General features: G+C 69.7%; 12 protein-coding genes. 8 read left to right on the top strand and 4 right to left on the bottom strand.

Going from position 1 to position 16,427, the window contains the following annotated elements:
• Positions 1-149 precede the first annotated feature (149 nt).
• Complete coding sequence (locus tag OIE69_RS31210) at positions 150-914, bottom strand: IclR family transcriptional regulator (protein ID WP_326577464.1); 765 nt, start codon at positions 912-914, stop codon at positions 150-152.
• Positions 915-1,146: 232 nt separating this feature from the next.
• Here OIE69_RS31210 and metH point away from each other — a divergent pair, with 232 nt between their 5' ends.
• The 4 genes from metH to OIE69_RS31230 all read left to right on the top strand — a co-directional run bounded on the left by metH (position 1,147) and on the right by OIE69_RS31230 (position 9,136).
• The gene (metH, locus tag OIE69_RS31215) at positions 1,147-4,653 is read left to right on the top strand and encodes a methionine synthase (protein WP_326577465.1); all 3,507 of its coding nucleotides are present in this window, start codon (positions 1,147-1,149) and stop codon (positions 4,651-4,653) included.
• Between the two features lie 117 nt (positions 4,654-4,770).
• Positions 4,771-5,472 (top strand): HAD family hydrolase, encoded by a 702-nt coding sequence (locus OIE69_RS31220; protein WP_326577467.1) that lies wholly within the window; start codon positions 4,771-4,773, stop codon positions 5,470-5,472.
• A gap of 384 nt (positions 5,473-5,856) precedes the next feature.
• Entirely contained in the window at positions 5,857-7,452 is a 1,596-nt protein-coding gene (locus OIE69_RS31225; protein ID WP_326577469.1) for an ABC transporter substrate-binding protein, read from the top strand.
• 85 nt (positions 7,453-7,537) lie between these two features.
• Positions 7,538-9,136: an ABC transporter substrate-binding protein gene (locus OIE69_RS31230; protein WP_326577471.1), complete on the top strand. Its 1,599-nt coding sequence runs from the start codon at positions 7,538-7,540 to the stop codon at positions 9,134-9,136.
• Between the two features lie 57 nt (positions 9,137-9,193).
• On the opposite strand, the gene OIE69_RS31235 is transcribed toward OIE69_RS31230, so the two are convergent.
• Together OIE69_RS31235 and OIE69_RS31240 are read right to left on the bottom strand one after the other, a co-directional pair.
• A complete protein-coding gene (locus OIE69_RS31235; protein WP_326577473.1) occupies positions 9,194-9,865 on the bottom strand; it encodes a response regulator transcription factor in 672 nt (223 codons plus the stop codon).
• Between the two features lie 16 nt (positions 9,866-9,881).
• Positions 9,882-10,733, bottom strand: coding sequence for a RecB family exonuclease (locus tag OIE69_RS31240; protein ID WP_326577475.1), 852 nt, complete (start codon positions 10,731-10,733; stop codon positions 9,882-9,884).
• On the opposite strand from OIE69_RS31240, the gene OIE69_RS31245 reads away from it, so the two are divergent.
• The 3 genes from OIE69_RS31245 to OIE69_RS31255 all read left to right on the top strand — a co-directional run bounded on the left by OIE69_RS31245 (position 10,732) and on the right by OIE69_RS31255 (position 14,107).
• Complete coding sequence (locus OIE69_RS31245; protein ID WP_405765888.1) at positions 10,732-12,063, top strand: site-2 protease family protein; 1,332 nt, start codon at positions 10,732-10,734, stop codon at positions 12,061-12,063. The genes OIE69_RS31240 and OIE69_RS31245 overlap by 2 nt on opposite strands.
• A 386-nt stretch (positions 12,064-12,449) precedes the next feature.
• The gene (locus OIE69_RS31250) at positions 12,450-13,358 is read left to right on the top strand and encodes a tRNA (adenine-N1)-methyltransferase (RefSeq protein WP_089229048.1); all 909 of its coding nucleotides are present in this window, start codon (positions 12,450-12,452) and stop codon (positions 13,356-13,358) included.
• Positions 13,359-13,519: 161 nt separating this feature from the next.
• Positions 13,520-14,107: a hypothetical protein gene (locus tag OIE69_RS31255; RefSeq protein WP_326577480.1), complete on the top strand. Its 588-nt coding sequence runs from the start codon at positions 13,520-13,522 to the stop codon at positions 14,105-14,107.
• Between the two features lie 4 nt (positions 14,108-14,111).
• Here the strand turns inward: OIE69_RS31255 and OIE69_RS31260 are convergent, their stop codons facing one another.
• Positions 14,112-14,402 (bottom strand): ferredoxin, encoded by a 291-nt coding sequence (locus tag OIE69_RS31260; RefSeq protein ID WP_089229046.1) that lies wholly within the window; start codon positions 14,400-14,402, stop codon positions 14,112-14,114.
• A 240-nt stretch (positions 14,403-14,642) separates the two neighbouring features.
• Here OIE69_RS31260 and arc point away from each other — a divergent pair, with 240 nt between their 5' ends.
• Positions 14,643-16,409 (top strand): proteasome ATPase, encoded by a 1,767-nt coding sequence (gene arc / locus OIE69_RS31265; RefSeq protein WP_326577483.1) that lies wholly within the window; start codon positions 14,643-14,645, stop codon positions 16,407-16,409.
• The last annotated feature ends 18 nt before the right edge of the window (positions 16,410-16,427 follow it).

Below are 16,427 nucleotides of genomic sequence, written 5' to 3' on the forward strand. Positions count from 1 at the left end.
GTCCCACGGTTACGTACACCTTACCGACTCCGTCGGCTGGTGTTCGACAATGTCGACCGTCGAACGAGAGTGTTCTCCTGCGTGACCGGACCCGTCAAGGGTTCGTCAGGTTGCGGAAAGGTCTCCGAGTCGGCGCGTCCGGCCGGTCGTCAGAAGCGGCCGGCGCCCAGGTCGCGGGAGACCGCCCTCGCGCAGTCCCGTACCGCCGCGACCAGTTGGGGCCTGATCTCGCCGTCCGCGCAGACCCGTTCGACCGCGCCGGTGACGGCCACCGCCCCCACGGTCATGCGGTGCCGGTCGTGGATGGGGGCGGCGATGGACGCCACGCCGTCCCACGTCTCCTCCAGGTCGGCGCTCCAGCCGCGGGCGCGGGTGAGATCCAGCACACCCTCGAACGCCGCGTCGTCGGTGACGGTGCGCGCGGTCAGCGGCTCGCGCTTCAACTCGGCCGCCTCGCTGTGCGCGACCGGGTCGTAGGCCGACAGCACCTTGCCCAGCGCGCTGCTGTGCAGCGGGTGCATGGCCCCGACCTCCAGCACCTGCCGGCTGTCGTCGGGACGGAAGACGTGGTGGACGATGAGCACCCCCTGCTGGTGCAGCACGCCCAGGTAGACGGCCTCGCCGCTGGAGCGCGCCAGGTCGTCGGTCCACACCAGGGCGCGGGCCCGCAGCTCGTGCACGTCCAGGTAGCTGTTGCCCAGCCGCAGCAGCTCGGCCCCCAGCTGGTAGCGGCCGGAGACCGGATCCTGCTCGACGAAGCCCTCCTGCTGCAGCGTGCGCAGGATGCCGTGCGCGGTGCCCTTCGCCAGACCCAGGGAGGAGGCCACGTCCGACAGGCCGAGCCTGCGCTCTCCGCCGGCCAGCAGGCGCAGGATCGCGGCCGCCCTGGCGAGCGACTGGATGGGACCTGGCATGAACAACCCCTCCGTAAGGAAACGACCACGCGCCGACATTAATGATTCGACAATGCTGAACGATGGCAGACGATGCCGACCGTCATCATCCCAGAGAAGAGTGTGGCACCGCCGTCCGCCCCTCGGAATGCCCTGCGGCGGAATCCGGGGTCTTGGCTACGCTGGCCTGGTGTGTACCAGTAGGACCGGCGCACACCAAGCCGACAGCCGTCGCACTCCAGGGAGCACACCCATGGCCCAGCCGTCCCTTCCGTCCACGAGCGGTGCCCGAGGCGCAGCACTGCGAGAGGCCCTGGCGACCCGGGTGGTCGTCGCCGACGGGGCGATGGGCACGATGCTCCAGGCGCAGAATCCCACCCTCGACGACTTCGAGGGACACGAGGGCTGCAACGAGATCCTGAACGTCTCCCGCCCCGACATCGTCGCCTCCGTCCACCGCGAGTACTTCGCCGTCGGCGTGGACTGCGTGGAGACCAACACCTTCGGCGCGAACTTCTCCGCCCTCGGCGAGTACGACATCGCCGACCGCATCGTCGAGCTGTCCGAGGCCGGCGCCCGCATCGCCCGCGAGGTCGCCGACGAGTTCGCCGCCCGGGACGGCCGCCAGCGCTGGGTCATCGGCTCCATCGGGCCCGGCACCAAGCTGCCGACGCTCGGTCACGTCGACTACGCCGTCCTCAAGGAGGGCTTCCGGCAGAACGCCGCCGGTCTCGTCGCCGGCGGCGCCGACGCCCTGCTCGTCGAGACCTGCCAGGACCTGCTGCAGATCAAGGCCGCCGTGCTCGGCACCAAGGAGGCACTCGCCGAGGCCGGACTCGACCTGCCGCTCTTCGTCCAGGTCGCCGTCGAGACCACCGGCACCATGCTGCTGGGCTCCGAGATCGGCGCCGCGCTGACCGCGCTCGAACCGCTCGGCATCGACACCATCGGCCTGAACTGCTCCACCGGCCCCGCCGAGATGAGCGAGCACCTGCGCTACCTCGCCCGCCACGCCCGCGTCGGGATCTCCTGCATGCCGAACGCGGGACTGCCCATCCTCGGCAAGGACGGCGCCCACTTCCCGCTCGGCCCCGAAGGCCTCGCCGACGCCCAGGAGGCCTTCGTCCGCGAGTACGGGCTCTCCCTGGTCGGCGGCTGCTGCGGCACCACCCCCGAGCACCTGCGCCAGGTCGTCGAACGCGTCCGCGGCCACGAGGTCACCGCCCGGACGCCGCGCCCCGAGCCGGGCGCCTCCTCGCTCTACCAGACCGTCCCCTTCCGCCAGGACACCTCCTACCTGGCCATCGGCGAGCGGACCAACGCCAACGGCTCCAAGAAGTTCCGCGAGGCCATGCTCGACGGCCGCTGGGACGACTGCGTGGAGATGGCCCGCGACCAGATCCGCGAGGGCGCCCACCTGCTCGACCTGTGCGTCGACTACGTCGGCCGGGACGGCGTCGCCGACATGAACGAGATCGCCGGACGGCTGGCCACCGCCTCCACCCTGCCGATCGTGCTGGACTCCACCGAGCCCGAGGTGCTCCGCGCCGGCCTGGAGAAGCTCGGCGGCCGCGCCGTGATCAACTCCGTCAACTACGAGGACGGCGACGGCCCCGACTCCCGCTTCGCCCGCACCACCCGTCTCGCGGCGGAGCACGGCGCCGCGCTGATCGCCCTCACCATCGACGAGGAGGGCCAGGCCCGCACCCCGCAGGCCAAGGTGGCCGTGGCCGAGCGGCTCATCGCGGACCTGACCGGCAACTGGGGCATCGCCGAGAGCGACATCATCGTCGACTGCCTGACCTTCACCATCGCCACCGGGCAGGAGGAGTCCCGCAAGGACGGCATCGCCACCATCGAGGCGATCCGCGAGCTCAAGCGCCGCCACCCGGACGTGCAGACCACGCTCGGCCTGTCCAACATCTCCTTCGGCCTCAACCCGGCCGCCCGCATGGTGCTGAACTCGGTCTTCCTCCACGAATGCGTCGAGGCCGGCCTGGACTCGGCGATCGTGCACGCCTCCAAGATCCTGCCGATCGCCCGCATCCCCGAGGAGCAGCGCGAGGTCGCCCTGGACCTGGTGCACGACCGGCGCCGCGAGGGCTACGACCCGCTGCAGCGCTTCCTGGAGCTCTTCGAGGGGGTCGACACCAAGTCCGTCCGGGCGAGCCGCGCCGAGGAACTGGCCGCGCTGCCGCTGGAGGAGCGCCTGCAGCGGCGCATCATCGACGGCGAGAAGAACGGCCTGGAGGCGGACCTCGACGAGGCCCTGACGACGCGGCCCGCCCTCGAGATCGTCAACGACACCCTCCTGGAGGGCATGAAGGTCGTCGGCGAGCTCTTCGGCTCCGGCCAGATGCAGCTGCCGTTCGTCCTGCAGTCGGCCGAGGTGATGAAGACGGCCGTCGCCCACCTCGAACCGCACATGGAGAAGTCCGACGCCTCCGGCAAGGGCACCATCGTGCTGGCCACCGTACGCGGCGACGTCCACGACATCGGCAAGAACCTCGTGGACATCATCCTGTCCAACAACGGCTACAACGTCGTCAACCTCGGCATCAAGCAGCCCGTCTCGGCGATCCTCGACGCCGCCGACGAGCACTCCGCCGACGTCATCGGCATGTCCGGCCTGCTGGTCAAGTCCACGGTGATCATGAAGGAGAACCTGGAGGAGCTGAACCAGCGCGGCCTCGCCGCCCGCTACCCCGTCATCCTCGGCGGCGCCGCGCTCACCCGGGCCTATGTCGAGCAGGACCTCCACGAGCTCTACGCGGGCGAGGTCCGCTATGCCCGCGACGCCTTCGAGGGACTGCGCCTGATGGACGCCCTCATCGCCGTCAAGCGCGGCGTGCCCGGCGCCACCCTCCCCGAACTCAAGCAGCGCCGCGTGGCCGCACGCGAGAGCGTCGTACCCGAGCCCGAGGAGAACCGGGGCCAGATCCGCTCCGACGTCGCCGTCGACAACCCGGTGCCCGCCCCGCCGTTCTGGGGCTCCCGCGTCGTCAAGGGCATCCCGCTCAAGGACTACGCGTCCTGGCTGGACGAGGGCGCCCTCTTCAAGGGCCAGTGGGGGCTGAAGCAGTCCCGGGCCGGCGGCCCCACGTACGAGGAACTGGTGGAGACCGAGGGCCGCCCGCGGCTGCGCGGGCTGCTGGACCGTCTGCAGAGCGAGGGGCTGCTCGAGGCCGCCGTCGTCCAGGGCTACTTCCCCTGCGTCTCCAAGGGCGACGACCTGATCATCCTCCACGAGGACGGCACCGAGCGGACCCGCTTCACCTTCCCGCGCCAGCGCCGCGGCCGCCGGCTGTGCCTGGCCGACTTCTTCCGCCCCGAGGAGTCCGGCGAGACCGACGTGGTCGGCCTGCAGGTCGTCACCGTCGGCAACCGGATCTCCGAGGCGGCCAACGAGCTCTTCGCCGCCGACGCCTACCGCGACTACCTCGAGCTGCACGGCCTGTCCGTCCAGCTCGCCGAGGCGCTGGCCGAGTACTGGCACGCCCGGGTCCGCGCGGAGCTCGGCTTCGCAGGGGAGGACCCGGGCGCGATGGAGGACATGTTCGCCCTGAAGTACCGGGGCGCCCGCTTCTCGCTGGGCTACGGCGCCTGCCCCGACCTGGAGGACCGCGCCAAGATCGCGGAGCTGCTGGAGCCCGAGCGGATCGGGGTCCGCCTCTCGGAGGAGTTCCAGCTCCATCCGGAGCAGTCCACCGACGCGATCGTCATCCATCACCCGGAGGCCAAGTACTTCAACGCGCGGTAGTCCGACGTACGTCGTACACTGGACGGTCCGATACGGCACCTGGCCGGTCGCACGCCCCCACCACCCGGGCGCGAGGCGACCGGCCTTTGTGCCCCCCGGCAGCAGAGGAGTGGGCGCATGACGAGCGGTATTCCCGCCACCGAGATCCGGCCGGCCCGGGAGGCAGGCCTGCAGGCCGTGCTCCTGGACATGGACGGCACGCTGGTCGACACCGAGGGCTTCTGGTGGAACGCGGAGGTCGAGGTCTTCGCGGAGCTCGGCCACGTCCTGGACGACACCCACCGCGAGGTCGTCGTCGGCGGTCCCATGGCCCGCAGCCTGGGACACCTCATCTCGGTCACCGGGGCGGACGCCACGCTCGCCGAGCTGTCCACCCTGATCAACCTGCGTTTCGTCGAGCTCATCGGCCGCGGCGTACCGCTGATGCCGGGCGCCCGGCGGCTGCTCACCGACCTGGCCGCCCACGGCGTGCCCGCCGCCCTGGTCTCCGCCTCCCACCGGCGCATCATCGACGCCGTCATGCTCTCCCTCGGCTCCCGGCACTTCGCCTTCTCCCTCGCCGGGGACGAGATCGAGCGGACCAAGCCGCACCCCGACCCCTACCTGCTCGCCGCCGCGCGGCTCGGCGCCGACCCCACACGGTGCGTGGTCGTCGAGGACACCCCCACCGGGGTCGCGGCCGCCGAGGCCGCCGGTTGCCGGGTCGTGGCCGTACCGTCCATCGCCGCCATCGCACCGGCCCCCGGGCGGACCGTGGTGACCTCCCTGGAACGCGTCGACGTGCCCTTTCTCCGCTCTCTGATTACAACCGTTCACTGAGCGTCGCCGTGAATTGAACGGAAACTCTGGGCGTTTGCCCGGCTATTTTCCGTGACGATTCGGAGCGCCGAATTGTTTACCGGCCAGTACGGCGGGGCGTGACACTTTTCACATCCGCGGGTGTCGACAGCGCGCGCCATGCGTGCTTCGGTCCGTCAAAATGCGGTGAAGTCGGTGGGGTTGTGTCCGGATTGAGGAGCCGCGCGCTGTTCGTTCCGCTGTCCGGATTTCGGTGCGCCACGCCCTGTTATCCGCCCGTGACGTGGGCTCAACTTCTTCGTGTTCGGGGGCGGTCCGCCGGAATGCCGGTGCCCGGCAATTACAGGTATCGTCGCCCCGCTCAACACTGCGCGGCCAAGGGCCGGAAGAGGGAGAACAACGAGGATGAATCGCAAGCTACTGGTGCTGCCGGCGCTGCTGGGCCTCGCCGCGCCCGTACTCGCCGGATGCGGCGACTCGACCGGTGGTGGCGGTGGCGGTGACGCGATCGTCATCGGCTCCACGGACCCCCTCGAGATGTCCGCGGACCAGCCTTCCCCCCTCGACCCGGCCACGGCGTACGACGGCGGCACGTACAGCTTCCTGAACAACACCTTCCAGATGCTGCTCGGTTACACCCGCAGCTCCTCCACCCCCGAGCCCGACGCCGCCAAGTCGTGCACCTTCTCCGACACCAAGTCGGAGACATACCGCTGCACGCTCCGGGACAACCTGAAGTTCGCCAACGGCCACGCGCTCACCTCGGAGGACGTCAAGTTCTCGGTCGACCGCGTACTGAAGATCAACAGCGACATCGGCCCGGCGAGCCTCCTGGTGAACATCGACAGCGTCGAGGCTCCGGACCCGAAGACCGTCGTCTTCCACCTCAAGACCTCCGACGCCACCTTCCCCTACAAGCTGGCGACCCCGGCCGCGGCCATCGTCGACAGCGAGGTCTACAGCGCCACCGAGCCGCTCAAGGGCCTGAAGATGGAGGGCTCCGGCCCGTACAAGCTGGACTCGTGGAAGGACGGCAAGGCCGTCCTCAGCGCGAACCCGAACTACACGGGCCTGATCGGCAAGCGCAACAACGAGAAGGTCGAGGTCCACTTCTTCCCCTCGGCCACCGAGATGATGAAGGCGCTCGCCGCCGGTGACGTCGACCTGGTGAACCGCACCCTCGAGTCGGGCCAGATCCACGAGATCGAGCAGGGCTCCGTCGAGAACGTCAAGCTGACCGAGACCCCGGGTCTTGCGGCCCGCTACATGTTCTTCAACGTCGAGGACCCCTCGGTGAAGGACAAGGCCGTCCGTGAGGCCATCGCCCGCCTCCTCGACCGCGACAGCCTCACGCGCGACGTGACCGGCCGCACCGCGTCCCCGCTGTTCGGTGCCGTCCCGACCGGCATCACCGGCCACACCAACTCGTACTTCAACGCCTACGGCGAGCCCAACCGCGACAAGGCCGCCGAGGTGCTGTCCGGCGCGGGCATCAGCACCCCGGTCAAGTTCACCTGGACCTACCCGACCGAGCACCCCTCCACGCCGGACAAGGAGGAGGCCGAGAACCTGAAGAAGCAGCTCGAGGCCACCGGGCTGTTCGACGTGAGCCTCCAGCCGATCACCTGGAAGAAGTTCCTGAAGGGCGCCGCCACCGGGCAGTTCGCCGCCTACTCGCTCAGCTGGCTCCCCGACTTCCCGGACGCCGAGACCTACATCGCGCCCTTCTTCGCGGACGACGGATTCCTCGACCTCAACTACAAGGGCGAGACCATCAAGAACCAGCTCCTGCCGTCCACCCGCCGGTCCGCGGACCGCGGCAAGACGGACAAGGACTTCGGGAAGATGCAGGAGATCCTTTCGCAGGACCTCCCGATGATCCCGCTGTACCAGGACAAGCAGTTCGTCGCCAGCCGCGACGGCATCACGGGAGCCGAATGGTTCCTCAACTCCTCTTCCAGCGCCCAGTTCTGGGAGATTGGTCGCGGTGTGACAGGATGAGCCACCGGTCGGCCGGGCCCGGGAATTTCCCGCGGTCCGGCCGGCACGGGCCTGCCCCGTACCACGAAGCAGTGAGGGAAGTCTCGTGAGGAATCGAGTCCAACGACTTGCGCTCCCGCTCTCCGCGACCTTGACGGCAGTCGTGGTCGCCGGCTGTGGTACGGGAGGGTCGGACGGCGAGGCCACCGGGGACCCCCTCACGATGGGCATCACGGACAAGGTGACCGCGGTCGATCCGGCCGCCGGTTACGACGTCGGCTCCTGGATCGTGTTCAACAATGTCTTCCAGTCGCTGCTCAGCTTCCCCAAGGGCGCCACCAAGCCCGAGCCGGAGGCTGCGGAGAGCTGCAAGTTCACCGACGAGGCGAGCAAGACCTTCGACTGCACGCTGCGCGGGGGCCTGAAGTTCAGCAATGGTGAGGCGCTCACCTCGGAGGACGTGAAGTTCTCCTTCGAGCGCACCATCAAGATCAACGACGAGAACGGCCCGGCGGTCCTGCTGGACTCGATCAAGACGATCGACACGCCCTCGCCGGAGCGCGTGGTCTTCCATCTGAAGTACTCCGACGCCACGTTCCCGATGAAGATCGCCTCGGGCGCGGGCTCGATCGTGGACCACACGCAGTACCCGGCGGACAAGCTGCGCAGCGACAGCAAGGCGACGGGTTCGGGCCCGTACAAGCTGGACTCCTACGAGGCCGGCAAGGAAGCGGTGTTCTCGGTCAACGGGGATTACCAGGGGTCGGCGGAGATCCGCAACTCCGGTATGACGATGAAGTTCTTCGGTGACGAGCCGACGCTGAAGAAGGCGGTGGAGGACGGGTCGGTGGACCTGGCCTACCGTGGTCTGGACTCGGCCGACATCGCCTCGCTGCAGAGCAGTTCGATAGCCGGCGACACCGGGATCCAGGTCGTGGAGGGCACCGGCGCCGAGGTCCAGCACCTGGTGTTCAACCTCGAGGACCCGGTGGTGGGCAACAAGGCCGTGCGGCGCGCGGTGGCCTATCTGATCGACCGCAAGGCGTTCATCCGCGACGTGTACCAGCGCACCGCGAGCCCGCTGTACTCGATCGTGCCGGCGGGCATCACCGGTCACAACACCGCGTTCTTCGACCGCTACGGCGAGGGCGGCGACACCGCCGGGGCGCAGGCCGCTCTGACGCAGGCCGGGATCACCGACAAGGTCTCCTTCACGCTGTGGGCGACGCCGGTGCGCTTCGGCCCGGGCACGGTGGCGGAGCTGAAGGCGATCGCCAAGCAGCTCAACGACAGCGGCCTGTTCGACGTGGACGTCAAGACCACCGACGCCGACCAGTACGCCAAGGACATCGAAGCCGGCAAGTACGCGGTGTACGTACGCGGCTGGGTCCCGGACTACCCGGACCCGGACAACTTCACCGCCCCCTTCTTCGGCGACGGCAACGTCCTGGGCAACAACTACGTCAACAAGAAGATCACCGGCGAGCTGCTTCCGCGCACCGCCGCCGAGGCCGGCCGCGCCGCCACCTCCGCCGACTTCGAGGACCTGCAGAACATGGTCGCCGACGACGTGCCGATCATCCCGCTGTGGCAGGGCAAGCAGTACGTCGTCTCCAGGGACAACATCAACGGCCTGGAATGGACCCTCGACCCCTCCACCGTCTTCCGCTTCTGGGAGATCCAGAAGGGCGCCTCGAACTCCTAGGGTTCCTGGGGCCGGCCGTCCCGGCCCCGCCACGACGCGAACACACGCCCCGGGACGCTACTGCGCCCCGGGGCGCACCAGTCCGCTCTCGTACGCGTACACCGCCGCCTGCACCCGGTCGCGCAGCGCCAGCTTCGTCAGCACATGACCCACATGGGTCTTCACCGTCGTCTCGCTCACGAACAGCTCAGCCGCGATCTCCGCGTTCGACATGCCCCGCGCCACCAGCTTCAGCACCTCGACCTCCCGGTCGGTGAGGGTGTGCAGCGCCTGCGGCACCGGCTCCTCGCCCGACGGCAGCCGCCCCGCGTACTTGTCCAGCAGCCGCCGCGTGACGCTCGGCGCGAGCATCGCCTCACCCGCCGCGACCACCCGGATCGCCTGCACCAGCTCGTGCGCCGGGGCGTCCTTCAGCAGGAAGCCGCTCGCGCCCGCACGCAGCGCCTCCACCACGTACTCGTCGAGATCGAACGTGGTCAGCACCAGCACCTTCGCCGGACCGTCCCGGCCCGGCCCGGTGATCTGCCGGGTCGCCTCCACCCCGTCCATCCGCGGCATGCGGATGTCCATCAGCACCACATCGGGCTGCAGCACCCGCACCTGCTCCAGGGCCTGCTGGCCGTCCCCCGCCTCGCCGACCACCGCAAGGTCGCCCTCGGCCTCCAGGATCATCCGGAAGCCCGTGCGCAGCAGCGGCTGGTCGTCCACCAACAGGACGCGAATAGCCACAAGATCTCCTTCGCCCTCAGGACTCCCCATTCTTCCCCACGACGGACAGCGGATACGGTGGGGGAGTCCCCCCGAACGAGGGGCACACCGCCTGGTGGTCGCACCAGTCGCACAGCCGGCTCGGCCGCGGCCGCCAGTCACCCGACTCCGTGGCCCGCCTGATCGCCTCCCACAGCGCCTCCAGCTTCCGGCCCACCGCCCGCAGCTCACCCTCCGACGGGTCGTACGTCAGCACCTCACCGCTGCCCAGATAGACCAACTGCAGCCGGCGCGGCACCACCCCCCGCAGCCGCCACAGCACCAACGCGTAGAACTTCATCTGGAACAGCGCCTCGTCCGCGTACTCCGGTCGCGGCGCCTTGCCGGTCTTGTAGTCCACCACCCGCAGGTCACCGGAGGCCGCCGCGACGTCCAGACGGTCGATGTAACCGCGCAGCGTCAGCCCCGACTCCAGCTCCGTCTCCACGTACAGCTCACGCTCGGCCGGCTCCAGCCGCGTCGGATCCTCCAGCGAGAACCACCGCTCGACCAGCCGGGCCGCCTCCTCCAACCACAGCGCCAGGCCCTGACCGTCCTCCGCGGCGAACAGCTCCGACAGCTCCGGGCGCTCCTCCAGCAGCCGCTGCCACTGCCCCGGCACCATCGCCCGCGCCCGGTCCGCCGTCCGCTCCGCCGCCGGCACGTCGAAGAGGCGCTCCAGCACCGCGTGCACCACGGTGCCCCGCGTCGCGGCCTGGCTCGGCTTCTCCGGCAGTTTGTCGATCACCCGCAGCCGGTACAGCAGCGGGCAGCGCATGAAGTCGGCCGCGCGCGACGGCGACAGGGAGGACGGCGGCCTCGGAGGAACGGCTTCGGTGCTGGTGCCCATGGCAGGACCCTACGGGGTGGCGCCGACAGCCGGTGTCGGGTCCCCGCAACCGGGCAATACCATCGACGTCGGAGCGTCAGCGACACGAGGGGAACCAGTGAGCGAGAGCCAGCAGCCGCCGCCGGGCGGCGAGAGGACTCCCGGACCCGACGACGGGCCCGCCAAACGTCCCCCGGGACCCGGCGGCGGCATCCTGATGGGCCGCTTCTTCGGCGTCCCCGTCTACGTCGCGCCCAGCTGGTTCCTCGTCGCCGCCCTCATCACCTGGGTGTTCGGCGGACAGCTCGACCGCGTCCTGCCCGAGCTCGGCGGCGCCCGCTACCTCGTCTCGCTCTTCTTCGCGGTCGCCTTCTACGCCTCCGTGCTCGTCCACGAACTCGCCCACACCGTGGCCGCCCTCCGCTTCGAGCTCCCGGTGCGCCGCATCCAGCTGCAGTTCTTCGGCGGCGTCTCCGAGATCGAGAAGGAGTCCGAGACCCCCGGGCGCGAATTCGTCCTCGCCTTCGTCGGCCCCCTGCTCTCGCTCGTCCTCGCCGGGGTCTTCTACCTCGGCATGTACGGCGTCGACCCCGACACCGTCCCCGGCGTCCTGCTCGCCGGACTCATGATCAGCAACCTGCTCGTGGCCGTCTTCAACCTCCTGCCCGGCCTCCCGCTCGACGGCGGCCGGATGCTCCGCGCCGTCATCTGGAAGATCAGCGGCAAGGCCATGACCGGCACCGTCGCCGCCGCATGGACCGGGAGGGCCCTGGCCATCGCCGTCCTCGTCGGCCTGCCCCTGCTGTCGTACGCCGGCGGCATGAACGACGGCGGCGACGGCGCCACCGGCTTCGACTCCCTCACCGACGCCCTGCTCGCGGCCATCCTCGCCGCCATCATCTGGACCGGCGCCGGCAACAGCCTGCGCATGGCGCGGCTGCGCGAGCACCTGCCCGAACTCCAGGCCCGCACACTCACCCGGCGCGCCCTCCCGGTCGCCTCCGACACCCCGCTGTCCGAGGCCCTGCGCCGCGCCAACGAGGCGGGCGCCCGCGCCCTCGTCGTCGTCGACGGCCAGGGCACCCCCACCGCCTTGGTCCGCGAGGCCGCCATCGTCGGCGTCCCCGAGCACCGCCGCCCCTGGGTCGCCGTCTCCGGCCTCGCCCAGGACCTCAAGCCCGGCATGAAGCTCTCCGCGGAACTCGCCGGCGAGGACCTCCTGGACACCCTGCGCGCCACCCCCGCCACGGAGTACCTCGTCGTCGAGAACTCCGGTGAGGTCTACGGCGTCCTGTCCACCGCCGACGTGGAGAAGGCCTTCCTCGCCGCCATGGCGAGGCCTTCTTCCTGAGGACTCGGGTTGCCTCCGGGGCGCTCAAGACGGTGTCGACAGTCGACCGTGCTCGGTCACTCGTTCCTCGCGACCTCCGCGCTCCCCCGGCTACCGCCGGGCGGTGCCCCCACCGACACCGTCCGCGCCCCTTCGGCTCACTCGCCGAGGCGGCAGTCCGATGTGCCCCGGCATGAACCGCAGGCCCGTCAGCCGTGGGCGCGACGGCCTGGACGCCGCCCTTGCATGCCGCGGCGAGTGAGCCGAAGGGGGCGCGCGCCCGTCGAAAGGGAGAGCACGCGGAGGCTCTGAGGAACGAGTAGCCGAGCATGGTCGACTGTCGACAGGCGCAGAGGGCGCCCCGGAGGCGAACCGAGCCCTTAAAAATGAACGGTAGGCTTGTCCGCATGTCCGAACCGACCGGTGCCGCCCGCCGACGCGGGCCCTTCAAGGTCGGGGACCAGGTCCAGCTCACCGATCCCAAGGGACGCCACTACACGTTCACGCTCGAGGCCGGGAAGAACTTCCACACCCACAAGGGTTCCTTCCCCCACGACGAGCTGATCGGCGCCCCCGAGGGCAGTGTTGTCCGAACCACGGGAAACGTCGCCTACCTCGCGCTGCGCCCCCTGCTCCCCGACTACGTCCTGTCCATGCCCCGCGGCGCCGCCGTGGTCTACCCCAAGGACGCGGGGCAGATCCTGTCGATGGCCGACATCTTCCCCGGCGCACGCGTCGTGGAGGCAGGCGTCGGCTCCGGCTCGCTCAGCATGTTCCTGCTGCGCGCCGTCGGCGACCAGGGGATGCTGCACTCCTACGAGCGCCGCGCCGACTTCGCCGAGATCGCCACCCAGAACGTCGAACGGTACTTCGGCGGCCCGCACCCCGCGTGGCAGCTCACCGTCGGCGACCTGCAGGACAACCTCAGCGACACCGAGGTCGACCGGGTCATCCTCGACATGCTCGCCCCCTGGGAGTGCCTGGAGGCCGTCTCCAAGGCGCTGGTCCCCGGCGGCATCCTCTGCGCCTACGTGGCCACCACCACCCAGCTCGCCCGCACCGTCGAGGCGATCCGCGAGCACGGCACGTTCAACGAGCCGTCCGCCTGGGAGACGATGGTCCGCACCTGGCACATCGAGGGCCTGGCCGTGCGCCCCGACCACCGCATGATCGGGCACACCGGGTTCCTGCTCACCGCCCGCCGTCTCGCCGACGGCGTCGAGGCCCCCCTGCGGCGCAGGCGCCCGGCGCCCGGCGCGTACGGCGAGGACTACACCGGCCCGGGCGGCGGCAAGCCGGCCACCGGCGGAGCGTAACCACCCGACCCCGAAGCGCCGTCGCCGGACACACCGGCGGCGGCGCTTCGTCACACCCCGCGGACATCTCCCGAAACACGGGCCCCGGTCGTACCAACTGACTGTGACCTGTGGCACGATGCTGGCCACCCCGCTCGACCAACTCCACAGGAGACAGGCGCGTGCAGCCATCCGCAGGGCCGGCCCTCCCGCACACCCGAGCCCGCTCGGTGCACTGGATCACGACCGCCGCGGTGATCGCCGCCGTCATAGGCAGCGCCGCACTCGTGCAGCCCGCCGGCGCCTCCACGGGCAGCCCCGCCGACGCCAAGGCCGGCAAGGCCGCACCTGCCGCCGTCGCGCCCCCGGACCCCCGCGCCGCCCACTTCTTCCCCCTGGAATGCGCCGGCGCCCCCGTCGACGTCGTGGACCGGGCCTCGGCGGACCTCGACGGGGACGGCCGCCCCGAGACCGTCGCCGTCGCCCGCTGCCACTCCGAGACCGGCACCCCGCCCAGTGGCCTGTACGTGCTGTCGGCCGATCCGGCCGCCGGCGCCGACCCCCGCATCGTCGAGACGCTCGTCGACCCCAAGGAGCAGCGCAGCTTCAAGGGGCTGCGGATCGACGGCCGTACCGTACGGGCCACCGTCCTCGGCTACTCCACCGACGACGTGCCCCGATGCTGCCCGGACCAGCAGCGCGACTACAGCTGGGAATGGCGGTCCGGCACCTACTACGAGATCCCCGGACCGCTCGCGAACAGCGTGTGACAGATCACTCCGCGTCGGGTCCGTACAGCTCTACACTGTCCGAAACCCGACGCACGTGAATACAGTCGCCAGGGCAGTCCCTGGCCGAATCCACCACATCGGTCAACAGCGGCAGAGGAACCGGGACGGTCGCCCCGGGTGCCTGACGGAGTTCGGCGTCGTCGCCCTTCACATAGGCGAGCCCGTCGATGTCCAGCTCGAAGACCTCGGGCGCGTACTGCACACAGATGCCGTCCCCGGTGCACAGGTCCTGATCGATCCAGACCTCTAGCGCCTCGACGACTTCGTTGCTCACCGGTACCTCGCCTGCCGTTCATCGTTCGGGAAGGGACAGCCCTTGACGGGCGTTGACCGAACCGACGATACAACCGGCCGCTTTCGGATGGTGATGGCTGGGTATCTCCCTGGCGGGAGGACGTGCGCAAGGGTGAAGATCGGACACACCCAGGACGTCTTTGTGATCTAGGGGTTTCAACCCCTACTGGCCCAGGTAGGGTCTGGAAGCGTCCAGCTCCCCTTGGAGGAGGTGAGGACCGTGGCGGCCCACGACGACGACATCAACCGTGGCGGCCGACCCGCTCGTGGATCGGAAGACCCCATGAGCCAGGTCGCCTTTCTTGAGCAGGAGATCGCCGTCCTGCGACGTAAGCTCGCCGACTCTCCGCGGCACACGAGGATTCTCGAGGAGCGGATCGTCGAGCTGCAGACCAACCTGGCAGGCGTGTCCGCTCAGAACGAGCGGCTGGCGAACACCCTCCGCGAGGCCCGCGACCAGATCGTGGCCCTCAAGGAGGAAGTGGACCGGCTCGCACAGCCCCCTGCCGGATTCGGTGTGTTCCTGCAGGCGAACGAGGACGGAACGTCCGACATCTTCACCGGCGGCCGCAAGCTGCGCGTGAACGTCAGCCCGTCCGTCGAGCTGGACGACCTCCGGCGCGGCCAGGAAGTCATGCTCAACGAGGCGCTCAACGTGGTCGAGGCCATGGAGTTCGAGCGCATCGGAGACATCGTCACCCTCAAGGAGATCCTCGAGGACGGCGAGCGGGCCCTCGTTATCGGGCACACGGACGAGGAGCGGGTGGTGCGGCTCGCCGAGCCGCTGCTGGACGGCACCCTCCGCGCCGGCGACGCGCTGCTGCTCGAACCGCGCTCCGGATACGTCTACGAACGGGTCCCCAAGAGCGAGGTCGAGGAGCTCGTCCTCGAAGAGGTCCCCGACATCGACTACCGCCAGATCGGCGGCCTCAGCAACCAGATCGAGCAGATCCGCGACGCGGTCGAACTGCCCTACCTGCACGCCGAGCTGTTCAAGGAGTACGAGCTCCGCCCGCCCAAGGGCGTGCTCCTCTACGGCCCCCCCGGCTGCGGCAAGACACTTATCGCCAAGGCCGTCGCCAACTCCCTTGCGAAGAAGGTCGCCGAGGTCACCGGGCAGCCCCAGGGCAAGAGCTACTTCCTGAACATCAAGGGCCCCGAGCTGCTCAACAAGTACGTCGGCGAGACCGAGCGGCAGATCCGCCTGGTCTTCCAGCGCGCCCGCGAGAAGGCCAGCGAGGGCACCCCCGTCATCGTCTTCTTCGACGAGATGGAGTCCCTCTTCCGGACCCGCGGCTCCGGCGTCAGCTCGGACGTGGAGAACACCATCGTCCCCCAGCTGCTCGCCGAGATCGACGGCGTCGAGGGCCTGGAGAACGTCATCGTGATCGGCGCCTCCAACCGCGAGGACATGATCGACCCCGCGATCCTGCGGCCCGGCCGCCTGGACGTGAAGATCAAGATCGAGCGGCCGGACGCCGAGGCGGCCAAGGACATCTTCTCCAAGTACCTGGTGACGACCCTCCCGCTGCACGGCGAGGACCTCTCCGAGCACGGCGGGTCGCCCGGGGCCACCGTCGAGGCCATGATCCAGTCCGTGGTCGAGCGCATGTACTCCGAGTCCGAGGAGAACCGCTTCCTGGAGGTCACCTACGCCAACGGTGACAAGGAAGTCCTCTACTTCAAGGACTTCAACTCCGGCGCCATGATCCAGAACATCGTGGACCGGGCCAAGAAGATGGCGATCAAGGCCTTCCTCGACCACAACCAGCGCGGTCTGCGCGTCTCCCACCTGCTCGCCGCTTGCGTGGACGAGTTCAAGGAGAACGAGGACCTGCCCAACACCACCAACCCGGACGACTGGGCCCGCATCTCCGGCAAGAAGGGCGAGCGGATCGTGTTCATCCGCACCCTCGTCACCGGAAAGCAGGGTGCCGACACCGGTCGCTCCATCGACACCGTCGCCAACACGGGCCAATACCTGTAACACGCGACCACCCTCCGG

The organism is Actinacidiphila glaucinigra, assembly GCF_035918135.1.
Taxonomy (GTDB): Bacteria; Actinomycetota; Actinomycetes; order Streptomycetales; family Streptomycetaceae; genus Actinacidiphila; species Actinacidiphila glaucinigra.